At 57.9% G+C, this 19,445-nt stretch carries 15 protein-coding genes; 7 read left to right on the top strand and 8 right to left on the bottom strand.

Annotated elements, in window-relative coordinates:
• Positions 1–2: 2 nt before the first annotated feature.
• Together F3I20_RS04780 and F3I20_RS04775 are read left to right on the top strand one after the other, a co-directional pair.
• On the top strand, positions 3–2,966 hold the full coding sequence (locus F3I20_RS04780; RefSeq protein WP_150010000.1) for a virulence factor SrfB: 2,964 nt from the start codon (positions 3–5) through the stop codon (positions 2,964–2,966).
• Positions 2,963–5,329 (top strand): virulence factor SrfC family protein, encoded by a 2,367-nt coding sequence (locus F3I20_RS04775; protein WP_150009998.1) that lies wholly within the window; start codon positions 2,963–2,965, stop codon positions 5,327–5,329. The genes F3I20_RS04780 and F3I20_RS04775 overlap by 4 nt, the downstream gene beginning before the upstream one ends.
• Here F3I20_RS04775 and F3I20_RS04770 read toward each other — a convergent pair.
• From F3I20_RS04770 to F3I20_RS04760, 3 genes are all read right to left on the bottom strand, one after another.
• On the bottom strand, positions 5,326–5,589 hold the full coding sequence (locus F3I20_RS04770; RefSeq protein WP_150009996.1) for a barstar family protein: 264 nt from the start codon (positions 5,587–5,589) through the stop codon (positions 5,326–5,328). The two genes, F3I20_RS04775 and F3I20_RS04770, sit on opposite strands and share 4 nt — an antisense overlap.
• A gap of 2 nt (positions 5,590–5,591) precedes the next feature.
• Positions 5,592–6,026: a ribonuclease domain-containing protein gene (locus F3I20_RS04765; protein WP_150009994.1), complete on the bottom strand. Its 435-nt coding sequence runs from the start codon at positions 6,024–6,026 to the stop codon at positions 5,592–5,594.
• Between the two features lie 86 nt (positions 6,027–6,112).
• Positions 6,113–6,454, bottom strand: a complete 342-nt coding sequence (locus tag F3I20_RS04760) for a helix-turn-helix domain-containing protein (protein WP_013357796.1) — start codon at positions 6,452–6,454, stop codon at positions 6,113–6,115.
• Positions 6,455–6,755: 301 nt separating this feature from the next.
• On the opposite strand from F3I20_RS04760, the gene F3I20_RS04755 reads away from it, so the two are divergent.
• Together F3I20_RS04755 and oqxB are read left to right on the top strand one after the other, a co-directional pair.
• Positions 6,756–7,910, top strand: coding sequence for an efflux RND transporter periplasmic adaptor subunit (locus F3I20_RS04755; RefSeq protein ID WP_033732608.1), 1,155 nt, complete (start codon positions 6,756–6,758; stop codon positions 7,908–7,910).
• Positions 7,911–7,922: 12 nt separating this feature from the next.
• Entirely contained in the window at positions 7,923–11,075 is a 3,153-nt protein-coding gene (oqxB, locus tag F3I20_RS04750) for a multidrug efflux RND transporter permease subunit OqxB (protein ID WP_150009992.1), read from the top strand.
• 68 nt (positions 11,076–11,143) lie between these two features.
• Here the strand turns inward: oqxB and F3I20_RS04745 are convergent, their stop codons facing one another.
• The 4 genes from F3I20_RS04745 to F3I20_RS04730 form a co-directional block, all read right to left on the bottom strand.
• A complete protein-coding gene (locus F3I20_RS04745; protein WP_150010324.1) occupies positions 11,144–11,500 on the bottom strand; it encodes a type II toxin-antitoxin system HicB family antitoxin in 357 nt (118 codons plus the stop codon).
• Positions 11,493–11,729 (bottom strand): type II toxin-antitoxin system HicA family toxin, encoded by a 237-nt coding sequence (locus F3I20_RS04740; RefSeq protein ID WP_150010322.1) that lies wholly within the window; start codon positions 11,727–11,729, stop codon positions 11,493–11,495. Before F3I20_RS04740 ends, F3I20_RS04745 begins: the two co-directional genes overlap by 8 nt.
• Before the next feature lie 195 nt (positions 11,730–11,924).
• Positions 11,925–12,419 (bottom strand): RrF2 family transcriptional regulator, encoded by a 495-nt coding sequence (locus F3I20_RS04735; RefSeq protein WP_150009990.1) that lies wholly within the window; start codon positions 12,417–12,419, stop codon positions 11,925–11,927.
• A gap of 207 nt (positions 12,420–12,626) precedes the next feature.
• On the bottom strand, positions 12,627–13,826 hold the full coding sequence (locus tag F3I20_RS04730; protein ID WP_190285915.1) for an MFS transporter: 1,200 nt from the start codon (positions 13,824–13,826) through the stop codon (positions 12,627–12,629).
• 186 nt (positions 13,827–14,012) lie between these two features.
• On the opposite strand from F3I20_RS04730, the gene tus reads away from it, so the two are divergent.
• A complete protein-coding gene (tus, locus tag F3I20_RS04725; RefSeq protein ID WP_150009986.1) occupies positions 14,013–14,942 on the top strand; it encodes a DNA replication terminus site-binding protein in 930 nt (309 codons plus the stop codon).
• A gap of 41 nt (positions 14,943–14,983) precedes the next feature.
• On the opposite strand, the gene fumC is transcribed toward tus, so the two are convergent.
• Positions 14,984–16,381, bottom strand: coding sequence for a class II fumarate hydratase (gene fumC / locus F3I20_RS04720; RefSeq protein ID WP_150009984.1), 1,398 nt, complete (start codon positions 16,379–16,381; stop codon positions 14,984–14,986).
• Positions 16,382–16,580: 199 nt separating this feature from the next.
• On the opposite strand from fumC, the gene manA reads away from it, so the two are divergent.
• Together manA and F3I20_RS04710 are read left to right on the top strand one after the other, a co-directional pair.
• Positions 16,581–17,765, top strand: coding sequence for a mannose-6-phosphate isomerase (gene manA / locus F3I20_RS04715; protein ID WP_150019364.1), 1,185 nt, complete (start codon positions 16,581–16,583; stop codon positions 17,763–17,765).
• Between the two features lie 123 nt (positions 17,766–17,888).
• On the top strand, positions 17,889–19,388 hold the full coding sequence (locus F3I20_RS04710; RefSeq protein ID WP_150019363.1) for a YdgA family protein: 1,500 nt from the start codon (positions 17,889–17,891) through the stop codon (positions 19,386–19,388).
• Positions 19,389–19,445 lie beyond the last annotated feature (57 nt).

The following is a 19,445-nucleotide window of genomic DNA, read 5'->3' as shown; positions in this document are numbered from 1 at the left end:
CGATGCTGGCTCCCCTGATCGATGACAAACAAAAAATTTCGCTGATTGAAAACAGCGGTGTGCAGTTTCTGGATTTTGGCCTGCAACTCTCAGCTACCCAGGCGCGTCGGCAGTTTGTGCGCCAGACCGCTAACGGCCCGCTGCTGCGCCTGAACGTCGATGGCAACAGCGGTAAATTCCTGCTCTACCCGGAAGATGGGGGTGCTGCTGAAGTCGTGCGCCCGGAGTCCGATATCGCCCTGGCAGACTCACTCACTCTTCTGGCGGCCTGCTGGCTGCCGCTGCCGATGCTGCGCTGCGCCAGCGGTCGTCGTTTCATCGGCGGCCCGGAAAACTGGGCGCGGATGCGTCTGGTGGCCCTGCCCGCGCCCGATGCGGCAGGCAATACCCATCGCGTCACCCTGGCCTTTGATACCCGCTGTGTCGCGGAACAGGATGGCGGCGAACAGCTCGGCCTTAGCACTGCCGATGCGCAGAACGGCGTGACCTTTGCGCTGGCCTGGCACAACTACGAGCTGGGTGATTTTCTTGACCTGACCTGGGTTGACGGCTGGCTGCGCGAATCTTTTACCGACCGCGTTTCCGATCGCCGTGAACAGGCGATTAATCAGGCCCTGCGCGAGTTTGAGTATCAGGCGCACTACCTCAATCTGCTGGAATTGCTGGGCGAGCAGCTCGACCTCAGCGAGATCTACATCCAGGCCGCCACGCTGCAGACTCCGGCGGTCAACGTCGATATCATTCTGGATGTCGGCAACTCCCATACCTGCGGCATTCTGGTGGAAGATCACCCGGAAGAGAGCAACGGCCTGAAGCAGACCTATGAGCTGCAGCTGCGCGATCTCTCCCAGCCGCATCAGGTTTACAATGAGCTGTTTGACAGCCGTCTGGAGTTTGCTGAGGCGCGTTTCGGTAAAGCGAACTTCTCGCTGGAGAGCGGTCGTGAGCAGGCCTTTATGTGGCCGTCACTGACGCGCGTCGGACGTGAAGCAAGCCGTCTGGCCCTGCAGCGTGTGGGTCTGGAAGGCAGCACCGGCCTCTCCAGTCCGCGTCGTTACCTGTGGGATGAAGCCCGCTATCAGCCAGGCTGGCGTTTTAACACGCCTGGCGATCAGGCTGAACCCCTGGCCTATGCTGCCCCCTTTACCGCTCTGCTGAACGACGAAGGCCAGCCGCTCTCTTCACTGGCACCCGACGATCGTCTGCCGGTCTTTTCACCGCACTACAGCCGCAGTTCGCTGATGACCTTTATGCTGTGTGAGCTGCTGGCACAGGCGCTGATGCAGATGAACAGTGCAGCACAGCGTCAGCGGATGCCGCAGAGCCACGCGCCGCGTCAGCTGCGCCATGTGATCCTGACGCTGCCGTCAGCGATGCCGAAGCCGGAGCGGGAAATTTTCCGCCGCCGGATGCAGGAAGCGCTGGCGCTGGTCTGGAAAGCCGAGGGCTGGCTGGCGGACGACGATGACCTGTCACCTTCTCTGCCGCGTCAGAACCCGAAACCGCTGCCGGATGTGCAGATGGAGTGGGATGAAGCGACCTGTGGTCAGATGGTCTGGCTGTTCAATGAAACCCAGGTCAACTTTGCCGGTCGCGCCGAAGACTTTTTCAGCAGCATGGTCCGTCCCGATCGTCCGCGTGAGGCCGACGAACTGCCAGGCAAAAGCCTGCGGATCGCCTCGATTGATATCGGCGGCGGCACCACCGACCTCGCCATCACCCAGTATCGTCTGGATGATGGTCAGGGCAACAACGTCAAAATCACGCCACGGCTGCTGTTCCGTGAAGGTTTCAAAGTGGCGGGCGACGACATCCTGCTGGATGTGATTCAGCTGTGGATTTTACCGGCGCTGCAACAGCATCTGCAGAAAGCGGGTCTGACCCTGGCAGAACCGCTGATGAACAAGCTGTTTGGTCACGACAGCCGCATGGACGGTCAGGCGACGCTGCGTCAGCAGGTCACCTTACAGCTGTTTATTCCGCTGGCGCAGGCGGTGCTTGAGCGTTACGAAAACTGGGATCCGCTGGAGAGCCATGCGGAGATAAATGCGCTGTTTGGTGAGCTGGTCGATCAGCCACCGGGCGAGGCGGTGCTGGCGTTTGTTAACGGCGAAATTCAGCGCGAACTGGGCGGTAACAGCCGCTTTGACCTGCTGCAGGTGCCGCTGGTGGTGAGCCTGTCGCAGCTGCACGGCGAATTTATGCAGCACCGCATGGCTATTATTCCGGCGCTGCGTTCCATGTGTGAAGTGGTGTCGCTCTATCAGTGTGACGTGCTGCTACTGACCGGACGCCCGTCGCGCTTTCCGGGTATTCAGGCGCTGGTACGCCATCTGCAGCCGCTGCCGGGCAGCCGTATTCTGTCGCTGGAGGGCTATCACACCAGCGACTGGTATCCGTTTAACAAACATGGCCGCATCGATAACCCGAAATCGACTGCGGCGGTCGGCGCGATGCTCTGCCTGCTGGCGCTGGATCTGCGCCTCAGCAGCTTCTGGTTCCGCGCGGGCGATTTTGAACCCTATTCGACCATCCGCTACCTTGGTATGCTCGATGAAAACCAGGCGCTGACAGACGAGAACCTCTGCTACAGCGAAATTGACCTCGACGATCCCGGCTATGCGCTGGATAAAAAAAGCAGTTTCCGTATTCGCGGCAACGTCTGTCTCGGTTTCCGTCAACTGGACAATGAACGCTGGCCCGCCTCGCCGCTCTACAGCCTGACGCTGAACGACGCTACGCTGGCGCGCAAAGTGGCCGGTGAAAGCGTGCTGCGCATTCGTCTGGCTGTCAAAGCCGGTCCCGACGCCGCCGGCCCGGAAAGTCTGGTGCTGAGCGATGCGCGCCTGGACGATGGTACCCGCGTGCCGCTGGAGCAGTTAAGTCTGAAGCTGAACACCCTGTCAGCAACCGGCAATGCCAATGCGCAATACTGGATTGACAGCGGGAGCGTGTGTAAACGATGAAAGCGTTAAAACCCCGTCAGCCACAAACGCTGGCAAAACGTCTTAGCCTGTTGCAGGACGCACTGAATAACAGTCTGAACTGGATTGAGACCACCCGTGAGCAGTCGCCGCGTCTGGCGCTGGAAGCCGAAACCCTGACGCTGCAACTGCGCCAGGCGCGCGTGCAGACTCAGGCGCTGGCGCAGCAGGTCGCGCGTCCGGTCACGCTGGCGCTGTTTGGCCAGTCACAGGCGGGTAAAGCCTGGCTGCTGAACGAAATGGTGGCCGATGCCCAGGGCCAGTTAGTGACCCGGATGGGCGATAAACAGCTGAGCTGGTTCCAGCATATCAATCCCGGCAACCTCGATTTTGCGACCGCCACCCGCTTCAGCCATCAGCGCGAGCCGCTGTCTGGCGAATGGCCGGTTGAACTGACGCTGCTGAGCGAAGCGGAACTGGTGCGGTTGATGGTCGCCTGTGCCAGAGCGTCCACGCCCGACACCACACAAATCGACAGCACCCTGCAGCGCCTGCAGCGTCATCGTCTCACCACGCCGCTGGCCGGTCTGGAAGGCGACGCGCTGGTGACGCTCTGGTCCTGGTGCCGCCGTCGCCCGCATCACGATGCGCGGCTGGATCGCCATTTCTGGCCGCAGGCCGTTGAGCTGGCACCCTGGCTCAGCGTTGACGACCGGGTGCAGCTCTTTTCACTGCTGTGGCCTGCTCAGCCTGACCTGAATGAGATGCTGCGTACCCTGCTGCACCTGCGTCATCAGCTGCGTAACAGCAGCCGGGTACTCGCGCCGCTGAGCCTGCTGACCAACGCATCACTGCTGCCCGCCGAGCAGCTGATTGTGCCAGGCAGTGAACAGGATCAGCAGCAGTCAGTGGAAGTCTGCCCGATGAACGGTAATCGCATCGGCAAGGCGCAGAACGTGCCGCTGGGATTACTGGCGCTGCTGACGCTGGAGGTACTGGTCCCGCTGAGCTCCACACCGCGAACCGCGCTTTATGATGATGCCGATATGCTGGAGCTGCCCGCGCCGGGTCAGCCCAGTGATGCGGCTACGCAGGAAGATCGTCAGCGCCTGCAGCAGCAGGATCCGCTGCGTGCACTGCTGCTGGAACAGAAACGCGCCCTGCTGCCCGGCTTCTATGCCGCGCGGCAGGCTATTGATCTGCTGCTGGTCTGCACCGCCGCCAGCCAGCGTCAGGATGCTGACCTTGCCAGCGAAACGCTGCGCGAATGGCAGCGTCACCAGCCTGCCCAGGACTCCGCAGAGAAACCGCGTCTGATTTGGGCGATTACCCCGTTCGATGCCCGTCATCAGCAGGTCAACGTCGATGAAGCCGTTCAGCGTCAGATGGGACAGCCGGGGCAACACTGGGGATCGATGCTGGCACTGGATCGCGCAGGCGTCGATCGCATGGCGAACTGGTTGCTGGAAGAGATGCAGCCGGAAGCCCGTCGCGACATGCTGCTGGCTCAGCTGGCGCAGATCCAGCACACCGTGGTGGAGCGACGTCTGTTGCCCTGGACCGAAGCGGGTGCCAGCCCGGAGCAGGCGGCACGCAAACAGAATATCGCCGACACGCTGCTGAAGTGTTTACAGCATCGCACCGGCCTGCATGGCGAGCTGCTGGAGCGCCTGCAGCCGCCGCGTGAAGCGCTGCGCCAGCTCTGGCTCAATCAGTCGGCCCAGCCAGGCAGTAAACCGGCCACGATTCAGGCACCGGAAAATCAGTTTGGTATCGGGTTTGAATTTGACCTGTTCAGCGAAAGTCCGGCGGAAGCGCCGGTTCAGTCGCGTCAGAGTCTGCAAAGCACTCAGCAGTATCCGCGTCAGGTGCTGCTGCTGTGGCTGGATCATCTGCGTCAGCTACCCGAGAATCGCAGCCTGCTGGCGTTGCTGAACGTCGACAAAGCGACGATGGAGTGGCTGGTAGAGGAGCTGATCACGGCCGGATTCCGCACCGATATCGCGCAGAAGCTGCAGCAGGCGCTGCATGAGCCGGATACCCAGAGCGTCAGCCATGAATCCCGCGCCGATCGTCAGGTGACGCGGGCGATGACGGTGCTGGGGGATTTTGTGGCCTGGCTCGGCTTTTTACAGCGGCCTGAATCGGAACGTCCGGCCAGCCGGGTTAACCGGGGGCAGGTGATTTTCTCCCGTCCTCCGGCACCCAGCGTCAGCTTCAGTGCCGGTCAGCGCCTGACCAAACTCTCTGCTGCGCCGGCCAACCACACCGCATACTATATCTACGACTGGCTGGTGGGGCTGAATCAGGTGATCATTGAGAACAATGGTTACACCGGCGGCGGCGATCTGCCGCTGGCGGCCCGCGAAGCGCTGATTGCGCTCCTTAAGCCCCTGCGCACTTAATCAATAATCAGGCGCAGTTCGCCCTCCAGCGACTGCGCCGCCTCTTCCAGCAGCGCCAGCACCGGCGCTAAATCCGCTTCATGCGCAGCATAGTGCTGCAGCCACATCGTGGCAGGCAGCGCCATCCCGCCCGTCAGCCAGTCCCACAATGCATCCAGATTATGTCCGAAGCTCTGCGGGCAGCCGCTCTGCTCAGCAAACTGCTGATAAAAGGCCGCACGCGTAGTGAGCTGACGCAGGTCAAAGGTCAGGTTAAGCATGATCAGGGCACCTGTCTGAAGCTGCGGTAGTGATCGGTGGAGAGGAATACCAGCCCGTCAGAGGAGTAAACCAGGCGGTCGGCGTCGCGGTGACCGCAGCGATAATTCACATCCGCTTCATACCACTGACGGCCCGCACGTGCTGGCAGACGCTTTTCACGGTTGGAAAAGCGATCGCCGCCGATAGCTCTGCCCGGCAGCACCTCGCACAGATTCCCTTTGGCCGGATTCCAGCCACGCTTACGCGCATCACTTTTAGTGAGGTAGTAGTCCGGTAATTGCTGATGCTGCAACACCCAGCGCGCCACGGTATGGGCGTCAGTCAGGGTGGCGATATCCGCCTCGGCAGGGGCTGAAACGGTGTTCAGATAAGGTTTAAGGCCGTAGAAACAGGCCGCGAGGACAAGGAAAAGTCCAATCCAGAGTTTTTTTGACATGATGGCATCCCAGACAACAGGACGCAGATGATACCAGTTTTGCGCGCGGAGAAAAGCGCGGGCCAGACAAGCTGGCCCTGGCGAGGTTATGCGGCGTGCGATTCCCCGCTGTGACGACGCCATGCACCCGGCGCGACACCATACTGACGTTTGAAGCTGCGGTTAAAGGACTGTTGGGAGTCGAACCCTAACGAGATCGCCACATTGAGAATCGGTTCATCGGTGCTGGTCAGACGATCGGCTGATTTCTTCAGCTTCTTAACCCGAATGTATTCACCCAGTGGGTAACCGGTATGTTCTTTGAACATACGCTGCAGGTGCCATTTGGAGTAACCCGCGCGTTCTGAAACCGTATCCAGGTCCAGGCGTGCTTCAATGTTGTTATCAATCCAGTCGATTAAATCGTGAATAAAGGCGTCACTCATCATTCCAGTCTCTCCCGTCGCTGTAGCGAAAAGTATTAGTATCAGTTGCAGTTACACTTAAGGGTGGCTGACTATGCCATTTAATGCAAGTTTTATTAGTACATTAAATGCCGCACTGTTTATAGGGTTTTAGCGCAACTGGTCAGGCTTTCATCGCTCTGCCTAAAACCGCACATAAAGTGTATCTGTTATTCTTGCAGTTGCCCGCGACGCAAGCCTACACTCCCTGCGATTAATTGCAATCTTAAAAGTTGCAAATATTGGCCTGCAGGTCGTCTTTTATATCTATCGCGGAATAACAACAATGATTACGAACCGGGTTCGTCAGGGTTTAACCCTCTTAGGGATGGTACTGCTCATCACGCAACTGAGCGGCTGCGATAAAGGTGTGGCGCAAAATGCCCCACCGCCACCGCCGGAGGTGAGTGCCGCGCCGGTGCTGATCAAGCCGGTCAGCCAGTGGGACAATTTCAATGGCCGGGTGGAAGCGGTGCAGAGCGTACAGCTGCGGCCACGCGTCTCGGGCTATATCGACGCCGTTAACTATCGCGAAGGCGATGAAGTCAGAAAAGGTCAGGTGCTGTTTACCATTGATGACCGGAGCTACCGCGCGGCGCTGGAGCAGGCTAAAGCGGAACTGGCGCGGGCGCGCAGTCAGGCCAGTCTGGCCCGCAGCGAATCGGGCCGCAGCGAGAAGCTGATTGGCACGCAGGCGATTTCGCGCGAGGCGTGGGAACAGCGTCGCTCTGCTGCCAGCCAGGCGCAGGCCGATGTGCTGGCTGCCGAAGCCGCGGTCGATATGGCGCAGCTGAACCTCGACTTCACCCGCGTTACCGCACCGATTGATGGTCGCGCCAGCCGGGCGATGATCACCGCGGGTAACCTGGTGACCGCTGGCGACAGCGCCAGTGTGCTGACCACGCTGGTGTCGCAGCAACAGATGTATGTCTACTTCGATGTCGATGAAAACACCTTCCTCAACTATCAGGCGATGGCGCGTCAGGGCCAGCAGCGCCATGCCCTTCCCGCTGAGATTGGGCTGGTCGGCGAACAGGGTTTTCCGCATCAGGGCAGGATCGACTTCATGGATAACCAGCTGACCGCCAGTACCGGCACCATTCGTATGCGCGCCCTGCTCGACAATCAGCAGCGTCAGTTCACGCCGGGGCTGTTTGCCCGTGTGCGTCTGCCTGGCAGCGCGCAGTTTGAGGCGGTGCTGATTGACGATAAAGCCGTCCTGACCGATCAGGATCGCAAATATGTCTACGTGGTGGATGGGGAAGGTAAAGCACAGCGGCGCGATATCCAACCCGGCGCGATGGTGGATGGCCTGCGTATCGTTAAATCGGGTCTGCAAGCCGGTGACAAAGTCATCATTGCCGGTCTGCAAAAAGTATTTATGCCCGGCATGCCGGTCACTGCTCAGCAGGTCGCCATGCGTGCGGCAGCCGCTCAATAATTCGAGGCCGCTATGGACTTTTCCCGCTTTTTTATCGACCGGCCTATTTTTGCTGCGGTGCTGTCGATTCTGATTTTTGTCACCGGCATGATTGCCATCCCGCTGCTGCCAATCAGTGAGTACCCCGACGTCGTGCCACCCAGCGTGCAGGTACGCGCCGAGTATCCAGGCGCTAACCCGAAAGTGATTGCGGATTCCGTGGCGACGCCACTGGAAGAGGCGATCAACGGCGTCGAAAACATGATGTACATGAAGTCAGTGGCCGGTTCGGATGGCGTGCTGGTGACGACCGTGACTTTCCGTCCGGGCACCGATCCCGATCAGGCACAGGTGCAGGTGCAGAACCGCGTGGCACAGGCGGAAGCCCGTTTGCCGGAAGATGTGCGTCGGTTGGGTGTTACCACCCAGAAGATGTCGCCGACGCTGACGCTGGTCGTGCACATGTTCTCACCCAACAATACCTATGATTCGCTCTACCTGCGTAACTACGCCACGCTCAAGGTGAAAGATGAGCTGGCGCGCCTGCCGGGTGTCGGTCAGATCCAGATTTTTGGCGCGGGCGAATATGCGATGCGCGTCTGGCTTGATCCCAACAAAGTCGCTGCGCGTGGCCTGACCGCCGCTGACGTGGTGACGGCGATGCAGGAGCAGAACGTCCAGGTCTCTGCCGGTCAGCTGGGCGCAGAGCCGCTGAAAAAGCAGAGTGACTTCCTGCTGTCGATCAACACCCAGGGGCGACTGGAGAGCGAGCAGCAGTTCGGCGATATCATCCTGAAAACGTCTGAAGATGGTTCGCTGGTGCGGCTGCGCGATGTAGCGCGGATTGAGATGGGATCGGGCAGTTACGCCCTGCGCTCCCAGCTCAATAATAAAGATGCGGTCGGAATCGGCATCTTCCAGGCTCCGGGTGCCAACGCCATCGATCTCTCTAATGCGGTGCGCGCCAAAATGGATGAGCTGGCAACCCGTTTCCCCAACGATGTGAAATGGGCTGCGCCTTACGATCCGACAGTGTTTGTCCGCGACTCGATTAAGGCCGTGGTTCAGACTTTGCTGGAAGCGGTGATCCTGGTGGTGCTGGTGGTGATTCTGTTCCTGCAGACCTGGCGCGCCTCGATCATTCCGCTGCTGGCGGTGCCGGTGTCGGTGGTGGGTACCTTTAGCGTGCTCTATCTGCTTGGCTTCTCACTGAACACCCTGAGCCTGTTTGGGCTGGTACTGGCAATTGGTATCGTGGTAGATGACGCCATTGTGGTCGTGGAGAACGTCGAACGTAACATTGAGATGGGGCTGTCTCCGCGCGCCGCCGCCCATCAGGCGATGCGCGAGGTCTCCGGGCCGATCATCGCCATTGCGCTGGTGCTGTGCGCCGTATTTGTGCCGATGGCGTTTCTTTCCGGCGTGACCGGGCAGTTCTACAAGCAGTTCGCCACCACTATCGCGATCTCTACGGTGATCTCGGCGATTAACTCGCTGACGCTTTCGCCTGCGCTGGCGGCGATGCTGCTGAAAGGACATGACGCGCCGAAAGATCGGTTGACGCGGATCATCGATGCCCTGTTCGGCTGGCTGTTCCGTCCGTTTAACCGCTTCTTCCAGCGCAGCGCGCACGGTTATGAATCGCTGGTAGGCCGCACGCTGCGTCGCCGTGGCGCGGTATTTGGCGTTTATATCCTGTTGCTGGCTGGTGCCGGTTTTATGTTCCACACCGTGCCGGGTGGCTTTATCCCAACCCAGGATAAGCTCTATCTGATTGGTGGCGTGAAGATGCCGGAAGGCTCCTCACTGGCCCGCACCGATGAAGTGATTCGTAAGATGAGCGAAATCGGTATGCAGACCGAAGGCGTCGCCTATGCGGTGGCCTTCCCCGGCCTGAATGCGCTGCAGTTCACCAATACCCCGAACAGCGGCACGGTGTTCTTCGGCCTGAAGCCGTTCAGTGAGCGCAGGCACACCGCGGCGGAGATCAACGCGGAGATCAATGCGAAGATCGCGCAAATCCAGCAGGGCTTTGGTTTCTCGATTATGCCGCCGCCGATTCTGGGACTGGGACAAGGCTCTGGCTATTCACTGTATGTGCAGGACCGTGCCGGCCTGGGCTATGGCGCGTTGCAAACGGCGATTAATACGCTGTCAGGCAGCATAATGCAGACGCCAGGGATGCACTTCCCTATCTCCTCCTATCAGGCCAACGTTCCACAGCTTGATGTGCAGGTTGACCGGGATAAAGCCAAAGCCCAGGGCGTGTCGCTGACCGCACTGTTCAGCACGCTGCAGACCTATCTTGGCTCGTCATACGTGAATGACTTTAACCGCTTTGGTCGCACCTGGCGGGTCATGGCGCAGGCAGATGGTGAGTTCCGCGACAGTGTCGAAGATATTGCTAACCTGCGTACCCGTAACGATCGCGGTGAGATGGTGCCGATTGGCAGCATGGTTAATATCACCACCACTTACGGTCCCGACCCGGTGATCCGCTATAACGGTTATCCGGCGGCGGATTTGATTGGCGATGCCGACCCGCGCGTGCTCTCTTCGGCGCAGGCGATGAGTCAGCTGGAAGCAATGTCCGGTCAGCTGTTGCCTAACGGTATGAACATCGAGTGGACCGACCTGAGCTATCAGCAGTCAACCCAGGGCAATACCGCGCTGATTGTCTTCCCGATGGCCGTCCTGCTGGCGTTTCTGGTGCTGGCGGCGCTGTATGAGAGCTGGACGCTGCCGCTGGCGGTGATCCTGATTGTGCCGATGACGATGCTTTCTGCGCTGTTTGGCGTCTGGCTGACCGGCGGTGATAACAACGTCTTCGTACAGGTCGGACTGGTGGTGCTGATGGGGCTGGCCTGTAAGAACGCGATTCTTATCGTGGAATTTGCGCGTGAGCTGGAGATTCAGGGCAAAGGGATTATCGAAGCGGCGCTGGAAGCGTGTCGCCTGCGTCTGCGTCCGATTGTGATGACCTCCATCGCCTTTATCGCCGGTACCATACCGCTGATTCTGGGTGAAGGCGCAGGTGCAGAAGTACGCGGCGTGACCGGGATTACCGTCTTCTCCGGCATGCTCGGCGTGACGCTGTTCGGCCTTTTCCTGACGCCGGTGTTCTACGTCGCCCTGCGCAAGCTGGTGACGCGCCGGTCAGGAGATGCCGAAACCGTGACGGCGTAAACCGTAAACGTTAACAGGGGCGATCGGATGATCGCCCCTTTTTTTGTCTGAGATTGGCAGCATGTTGATTAACGCTGCCTTAATTTTTCATTCAGCGTTTCAATGATAAACGCATTCAGCGAGGTTTCATTTTGGGCCGCAGCCTGCGACAGCCGCACGCCCAGCGATTCAGGGTAGCGCAGCGTGAAGGTCTTAATTTTTTCCTGCTCCGCATAGGGATTAATGCCGGAGGCAGCGCAATCTTCCAGGTATTCACGCAGCGAAATTTCCCCTTCTTTATGCAAACCTTGCACGCTGTCAGAGACAAAATCACAATAGCCAGACAGGCCAGTAAAGCGTCCACGGAACATATTGATTTCGGGAGCATAGGTGATAACTGCGGGTTGCCCGGCGACGGTGATTGATGAATTTGAACGATTATTCATAGGGATCGACTCCAATACTTTCCAGCCATTCACGCAGATTAACAACAGCCCCTTTATCAGTATCTGGCGAAGGATGTGGGCGATGAAACCGCGCAATTTTTCCTCTGAGAAGAAAACGCACCCGTGAACCGCTACCCTCTTTAATCTCTCCGCCCAGTGCCCTGATAAGTGACTCAACAGCCTGCCATTTTAAGCCGGACGGCGGCGGCGTTTGAAATATCTGCTCCAGCGTTTCACGCTGTTTTTCCTTAAGTTCCTGACGGCGTCGTTCATCCTGATCTCCGCGACTTCATACAGTGAAGTCATTTTATTCTGCTGAAGTAAGAGGTCAAGTGGGGATTAATGGAGACAGGTGTCTGAAAGGCAGGTTGGGTGAAAAAAGGGTCAGAAATGTGCATTTGACACGCATAAAAAAAGCCGCTCATCAGCGGCTTTTTTTGCAGAGTTCTTCACTCTCTTCGGGTTCAGGTTCCGGTACGGCGGTGCAGTTACTGGTATCGCGTTTCTTCAGCTCGTTGAGCGCATCTGCCACGGTGCGTTTTGCCAGCACATCCAGCGACGCCTGCTCGGCTTCATCGGCTATCGATTTGAAGTACCAGCAGAGGTTGGCACTGACCAGACAGCGAGGCGCGACATCAGGACGCGCGGCCCAGATCTTTTTGTCTTCGATGACGGAGACATAGATATCCTTGAGGGTAATCTCCGCAGCAGGACGGCCGAGATGAATCGAACCGGTACGGCCCAGCGTTGAGACGATAATGCCGTCACGGGTCAGCGGGACCATTAATTTTCGAATGAAACTGGGATTCGCTTCCAGCCCGTAGGCCAGAATCGCGCTGGTAGAGCGTTTACCCATTTGCTCCGCCATCGCTACGCTCAGAACCATTTGCAAAGCTGTCGGGAAGCGGTAATCAAGCATTTCTTTATCCTGAGTTGCGGTGCATCTTATTGTTTTATTGCCGCATAAGTGAACAATCAATGAGCAATAAATATAACAAACACTGTTGCTTTTTTGAAGCAAGCCGGCAATGACAAGGCACGTATTCACCAAAGGCGTAGGCCTGATAGCACAAGGTGCTTACCCTGCTCCTCATCCTTATCCTGCTGGACACGGTGAGCCGTTCGGTCATGCGGTGGTGACCGCTGCCGCCGGTAATCGCTGCTTTAGCGCCATAACCAGCACCACGTTAAAGATTGCTAAAGCGCAAAGCAACCATAGCGTCGCCGATGCTCCCATCTTTTCAAACACATATCCACCCATCAGCGGCGTCAGTGCCTGTCCCATTAGCGCCGGGCGGGCCATTTTACCCACCACAATTGCGTATGACTCTGGTTTGACCATCGCCAGCGGTAAAGTTCCGCGCACGATGGCGCGTAAGCCATTACCTGCGCCATACAGGACCATGCTCAGCAGCGCCATCTGCGGAAACAGTGCCAGCAATAGCAGGCCCAGCGCCACCAGCCCGACAGAAAAAAAGGTCGTGCGGATCGGATGACTGCGTTTGAATACAATATCGACGATGCGCGAGCCTACCTGACACGGGCCGAGCACAGCGCTGATCGCCAGCGCCGACGTCAGCGTATGGCCACTCGCCTGCAACAGGGCGATAAGCTGCACGGAAATCGCCGTCATGATCACCGACGCGAGGGTAAAAATGGCGCACAGCAGCCAGAACAGCGCAGGTTCAATCTCCGGCGTAGCAGACTGTCTAACCACCCTTTTCGCAGGCGGCTTAGCATGGCTCGCCGGTAAAGCAAACAGATAGGCAGGCAGCACGCAGACCACCATCATTGCCGCAATAATCAGTGACGCATCCCGCCAGCCGAATCCATGAATCAGCAACGCTGTGCCGGGCCAGACCAGCGTGGTACAGAAGCCTGAAATCAGCGTAATACCGGTGATCGCTGAACGCGCCTGACCGCCATAGCAGGTGCCGAGTGTAGCGAACAGAGCATCATAAAGGCCCATCGCCATACCGATGCCGATAATCACCCAGGCAAACAGAAACAGCGGCAGCGAGTCGCTGACCGCCATCATCACCAGCCCCACCGCCATTACCAGACCGCTCAGCGCCAGCAGCAGACGACCACAGGTACGGGCGATAAGCCTGCCAGCCAGCGGTGACAGCAGGCCTGACACCAGTATCCCCGTCGAGAGCGCGCCGTAGATCCACTGCTGCGACCAGCCCGTCTCAGCTGCAATCGGGTTCGCCATCACCGCCATCAGGTAGAACGACCCTCCCCAGGAGAGGATCTGCACCAGGCCCAGAGTAAAAATGGCGGCGATACCGGGTTTATTGTTCTGACTCACAGGCGATCTCTTCATTAGCAGGCGAACCTTTTTATAACATGTTCTGCCAGAAGCCAGAATGCGTGACGCTCATTTCACTGGACCGCCCGGCAGGCCGCACGATTTTTATTGTGACAATAATAGTATGTTGTAACTATAAAGAGCTTGCATCCCTGGCAGGCTTCTGCCACATTGTGGACGTTGTAACTATGGAGGCACAACATGACGCGCTACGACTTAGTGGCTGATATGCATCAGTGTGTAAACGACCTGGAACTGGCGCTGGGCGCGCTCCGTCAGCAGATTGAGGCGCAGCCGTTGCTCATCGCCCGCGTCTTCAGCCTGCCGCCGGTGGTGAAAGGCCGTGAACATGAAGCGATAACTCAGATTGCCGTTGAGCAGCATCTCGGTGAGCGCGCGTTGAAGATGGCACTTGACCACTATTGCCGCCTGTTTATGCAGCATCAGTCTGAACAGCTGAGCACCAAGGCAGCCGTGCGCTTACCCGGCGCGCTCTGTATCGAATGTGATGAACAGCGCGAAGCGGAGATCGGCTCGCTGGTCGACCTCATCAACCAGCTGAAAGCCCGGCTGGAGCAGTTGATCACGGTGGACTCGGGCCTGCCGAGCGAAGCGCGTTTTGAGTTCGTCCACCAGCATTTACGCGGCCTGATTACCCTGAATGCCTATCGCACGATCACCCTGCTCAGCGCTCCTGACAGCCTGCGTTTTGGCTGGGCCAACAAGCACATCATTAAAAATCTCAAGCGCGAAGAGGTGATCGCCCAGCTGGAAAAAAGTCTGAAGTCGGGGCGCGCGAAGGCACCCTGGTCACGCGAACAGTGGGCGGAAAAAGTGCAGGAGGAGCTGGCAAGCGTGCGCGCCCTGCCCGCCTCGGCACGACTGAAAATCAAGCGTCCGGTGAAAGTCCAGCCGGTGGCACGCGTCTGGCGCGCGGATGAACAAAAGCAGACCCAGCTGGCCTGCCCGTCACCGATTCTGGTGATCTGTCGTGATCGCACTCAGGTTCCGGTGCTGGGCGAGTTGCTCAATTACGATGCCGATAACATCACGCATCGTCATAAACCCGCCGCTGAACCGCTTAATCTGCTGATACCCCGACTGCATCTGTGGGTCGATTGCCCGATATAAAAAAAGGCCAGCATCCGCTGGCCTGTTCCTTATGGCTGACCTTACGACTTCATGCTGCCGACCATCTCTTCCGGACGGACCCAGGCATCAAACTCCTCTTCGGTCAGATAGCCCAGCTTCAGCGCCGAACCCTTCAGCGTCAGCCCCTCTTTGTGTGCCTTCTTGGCAATCTCAGCCGCTTTGTCATAGCCGATGTGGGTGTTCAGCGCGGTCACCAGCATCAGTGATTCGTTGAGCAGTTGATCGATGCGCTCACGCACCGGCTCAATGCCGACGGCGCAATGATGGTTAAAGCTGTCCATGCCGTCCGCCAGCAGGCGAATCGATTGCAGGAAGTTATGGATCACCATCGGACGGAAGACGTTAAGCTCAAAGTTACCCGACGCGCCGCCCATGTTGATCGCCACGTCATTACCCATCACCTGACAGCAAAGCATGGTCATCGCTTCACACTGCGTTGGGTTGACTTTGCCCGGCATAATGGAGCTACCAGGTTCGTTTTCCGGAATGGCGATTTCGCCGATGCCGCAACGCGGGCCGGAAGAGAGCCAGCGTACGTCGTTGGCGATTTTCATCAGCGAGGCGGCCAGCCCTTTCAGCGCGCCATGCGCATGCACCAGCGCATCACAGGTTGCCAGTGCCTCAAACTTATTTGGTGCGGTGACAAATGGCTGCTGCGTCAGATCGGCCAGCGCCTTCGCCACGCGCACTGCATATTCAGGATGGGTATTCAGACCGGTGCCCACCGCGGTTCCGCCCAGCGCCAGTTCCGCCACGTGCGGAATGCTCTGTTCGATATGCTTCAGGTTATGCTCCAGCATCGCCACCCAGCCTGAAATCTCCTGGCCCAGCGTCAGCGGCGTCGCATCCTGCAGGTGAGTACGACCAATCTTAACGATGTCTTTAAAGGCGTCAGACTTCTGGCTCAGCGTGTTTTTCAGTACCTGAATCTGAGGGATTAACTGTTCGCGCAGCGCGATCACGGCGGCAACATGCATCGCCGTCGGGAAGACGTCGTTGGAGCTCTGGCTCTTGTTCACATCGTCGTTGGGATGGACCAGGCGCGACATCCCACGCTCCCCGCCGAGGATTTCGCTCGCGCGGTTCGCCAGCACCTCATTCATGTTCATGTTGGTCTGGGTGCCGGAGCCGGTCTGCCAGATCGCCAGCGGGAACTCGTCCGCATGCTTATCCGCCAGCACTTCATCCGCCGCGCTGACAATCGCATCCGCGCGGTCAGTGGGCAGCAGTCCGAGATCGCGGTTGACGCTGGCCGCCGCGCGTTTGGTCAATGCCAGCGCATGCACCAGCGCGGTCGGCATTTTTTCGGTTGAGATACGGAAGTGTTCCAGTGAACGCTGCGTCTGCGCCCCCCACAGTTTGTCTGCCGGTACATCGATGGGGCCCATTGAATCTTTCTCAATGCGATTGGCTGCCATGAATACGTCTCCTTCACCTGTTTTTTAAAAGAATGATCGCCCGTTCTGTCATCGCATCCGATAACCCGGCGGTCAGGATACTGATACACAATAATTTAACATTATCAGAGCTTAGCGTCCTTTTGCGCTGGATATGTATTTTTACCGGTAGTTTCTGCTTTAATAGCCGCAATAATTTCCCGTGAAAAAGGGTTATACAATGCAAAAAATGAACAATTCGCTGCAAAATTACGCATGGGGCAGCAAAACGGCATTGACTGAGCTGTATGGGATTGCCAACCCCGAGGGTCTGCCGATGGCAGAGCTGTGGATGGGCGCACATCCGAAAAGTCCCTCAACTGTGATGGATCAGGGCCGCGAGCGTTCCTTACGCGACGTGATTGATGCCGCGCCCGCCGCGATGCTGGGCGACGCGGTGTCACAGCGCTTTGGTGAACTGCCCTTCCTGTTCAAAGTGCTGTGTGCCGATCAGCCCCTGTCGATTCAGGTCCATCCCAGCAAACGTGCGGCCGAAGTGGGCTTTGCCCGTGAGAATGCGGCGGGGATCCCGCTGACAGCAGCCGAGCGCAACTATAAAGATGCTAACCACAAGCCGGAGCTGGTCTATGCGCTGACGCCCTTTCAGGCGATGAACGGTTTTCGCACGCTGACGCAGATGGTCTCACTGCTGGAGCCGGTCGCGGGCGCACATCCTCAGATTGCCCATTTTCTGCAGCATCCCGATCAGGAGACGCTGGCTGCGCTCTTCTCTACCCTGCTGTCACTGGAGGGCGAGGCGAAATCGCTGGCGCTGGGTGTGCTGAAATCCGCACTTGATGCGCAGCAGGGCGAGCCGTGGGAAACCATTCGCATGATTGCGGCAGAGTATCCTGACGACAGCGGCCTGTTTTCACCGCTGCTGCTGAATGTCATCACCCTGCAGCCCGGCGAGGCGATGTTCCTCTACGCTGAAACCCCGCACGCGTATCTGAAAGGCGTGGCGCTGGAGGTGATGGCCAACTCTGATAACGTATTGCGGGCCGGTTTAACCCCGAAATATATCGATATCGACGAGCTGATGGCCAACCTGAAGTTTGAGGAGAAGCCTGCCAGCTCGCTGCTGACGAAGCCAGAGCAACAGGGTCATGCGCTGCGCTTCCCGATTCCGGTCGAAGATTTCGCCTTTGCCATCCATAGCCTGAACGCAGAACCGCAATCGCTGGCGCAGCAGAGCGCTGCCCTGCTGTTCTGCATCGAAGGCCAGGCGGTTATCGCCAAAGACGACCAGCAACTGACGCTGAAACCGGGTGAATCCTGCTTTATTGCCGCCAGCGAATCGCCGGTAACAGTCGCCGGTGCGGGCCGGCTGGCGCGGGTATTTAACGACTTAGGGCTGCGCGGCTGACGGAATCCCTGTTAACTGCTATTATTTCAACCTATTAGCTTTTAAACGCCTGCGGGCGTTTTTCTTCGGTCGCTGGGGTTAACCTGCGGCATAAGCGGACTCAAGGATAAGGACGAATCAGCAATGAAAAAGACCAATGTTGCCGTAGGTGTCATCATCGCACTGGGCGTAGTCTGGACGGGTGCGGCGTGGTTCACCGGCAAGCAAATTGAAAGCCACAGGGATGAGCTGGTGCAGAACGCCAATGCACAGCTGAACGCTTATGCCCCTAACAGTCGACTGAAGATCAGCTATCAGGACTATCAGCGCGGCGTGTTCAGCAGCAAAGTGAATCTGGTGGTTCAGGCCAATTCGCAGACGGAAGATAATCCGCTGCTGAAGCCGGGTCAGAGCATCATCCTGAATGAAACCATCGATCATGGCCCTTTCCCGTTTGCGCAGCTGAAGCATTTCAATCTGATCCCGAGCATGGCATCCGTTCATACCGAACTGGCTAACACCGATGCGGTGAAGAAGCTGTTTGAGCTGACCGGCAATAAATCGCTGATTAGCGCCGACACCCGCATCGGCTACAGCGGTGCTACCGATACCGCACTTCGTGTTCTGCCGGTTGACTATCAGAATGCGCAAACCGGCGAGCGTTTTGCCACTAATGGCGGCACCTTCAACGTCAGCGCCGATAATAAAGGCGATAAAGTGTCGCTGGACAGCGATGTGGATAGTCTCGCGCTCACCAGTAAAAATGAGATGGGCCAGCCGGTACTGTTCACTGTCAATGGTCTGAAGCTGAGCGGTAACACGCACCTCAGCCCGGAAGGCGTGCGCATCGGCGATCAGTCGGTCGATATTGAGAAGGTGAATGCCAGCATTAATGGTCAGGACGCCCTGACGCTGCACAAAATGAAAGGCACCTCCTCTTTCGACAACAGCGCCGGTAAAATTGGCGGCGATATTGATTACAAAGTGGAAAGCGTTCAGCTGCAGAAGCAGGACTTCGGTCAGGCTGCGCTTAAGATGAAGCTGTCTCAGTTTGATGCGCAGGCGGTCAAAGCGTTCTCCGATCGTTATAACCAACAGATGCAGGAACTGCTGACCCAGCCTGGCGTTGCAGAAGATCCTATCCGCTATCAGGCAGGCGTGCATCAGATTCTGATGGCCAATCTGCCGATGCTGCTAAAAGGCTCGCCATCCATCAGCATCGCTCCGCTGAGCTGGAAGAATGACAAAGGTGAAAGCACCTTTAATCTGACGGCCAGCTTCAACGACCCTTCTGCCGTTACTGGTGAAGCCCAGACTTTGAGCGCTATGGTTGATCGGGTACTGAAAAGCCTGGACAGCAAGCTGGTCATCAATATGCCGATGGCGACTGAAACCATGCACAAAGTGGGTCTGGCTGAGGGGTATCAGGCGGATGACGCACAGAAGCTGGCGGATCAGCAGGTGAAAGGTCTGGCGGCGATGGGTCAGATGTTCCGCCTGACTCAGCAGCAGGATAACAACATCGTGACCAGCCTGCAGTACACCAACGGTCAGGTGAACATGAACGGCGACAAGATGACGCTGGAACAGTTTATGTCCCGCTACATGCTGGGTATGCCGACCAGCGAAGGCATGCCGCAGTAAGCGCTGTCTTCCATCAAAGGCGACCTTCGGGTCGCTTTTTTTATGCCTGACCGCTGA

The sequence above is a fragment of the Candidatus Pantoea gossypiicola genome, assembly GCF_008632075.1.
GTDB classification, from domain to species: domain Bacteria; phylum Pseudomonadota; class Gammaproteobacteria; order Enterobacterales; family Enterobacteriaceae; genus Pantoea; species Pantoea gossypiicola.
Note: the sequence above shows the minus strand (reverse complement) of the source record. Positions and strands in the feature narration are given on the sequence as shown.

Bases quoted from the DNA above. Each gene is read 5' to 3' on its own strand.
- F3I20_RS04710 (WP_150019363.1), top strand. From the start codon at position 17,889: ATGAAAAAGACCAATGTTGCCGTAGGTGTCATCATCGCACTGGGCGTA.
- F3I20_RS04765 (WP_150009994.1), bottom strand. From the start codon at position 6,026: ATGTCAAAAAAACTCTGGATTGGACTTTTCCTTGTCCTCGCGGCCTGT.
- fumC (WP_150009984.1), bottom strand. From the start codon at position 16,381: ATGGCAGCCAATCGCATTGAGAAAGATTCAATGGGCCCCATCGATGTA.
- F3I20_RS04770 (WP_150009996.1), bottom strand. From the start codon at position 5,589: ATGCTTAACCTGACCTTTGACCTGCGTCAGCTCACTACGCGTGCGGCC.
- tus (WP_150009986.1), top strand. From the start codon at position 14,013: ATGACGCGCTACGACTTAGTGGCTGATATGCATCAGTGTGTAAACGAC.
- F3I20_RS04735 (WP_150009990.1), bottom strand. From the start codon at position 12,419: ATGCTTGATTACCGCTTCCCGACAGCTTTGCAAATGGTTCTGAGCGTA.
- F3I20_RS04745 (WP_150010324.1), bottom strand. From the start codon at position 11,500: ATGAATAATCGTTCAAATTCATCAATCACCGTCGCCGGGCAACCCGCA.
- F3I20_RS04760 (WP_013357796.1), bottom strand. From the start codon at position 6,454: ATGATGAGTGACGCCTTTATTCACGATTTAATCGACTGGATTGATAAC.
- F3I20_RS04780 (WP_150010000.1), top strand. From the start codon at position 3: ATGCTGGCTCCCCTGATCGATGACAAACAAAAAATTTCGCTGATTGAA.
- F3I20_RS04755 (WP_033732608.1), top strand. From the start codon at position 6,756: ATGATTACGAACCGGGTTCGTCAGGGTTTAACCCTCTTAGGGATGGTA.
- manA (WP_150019364.1), top strand. From the start codon at position 16,581: ATGCAAAAAATGAACAATTCGCTGCAAAATTACGCATGGGGCAGCAAA.
- F3I20_RS04775 (WP_150009998.1), top strand. From the start codon at position 2,963: ATGAAAGCGTTAAAACCCCGTCAGCCACAAACGCTGGCAAAACGTCTT.
- oqxB (WP_150009992.1), top strand. From the start codon at position 7,923: ATGGACTTTTCCCGCTTTTTTATCGACCGGCCTATTTTTGCTGCGGTG.
- F3I20_RS04730 (WP_190285915.1), bottom strand. From the start codon at position 13,826: ATGAAGAGATCGCCTGTGAGTCAGAACAATAAACCCGGTATCGCCGCC.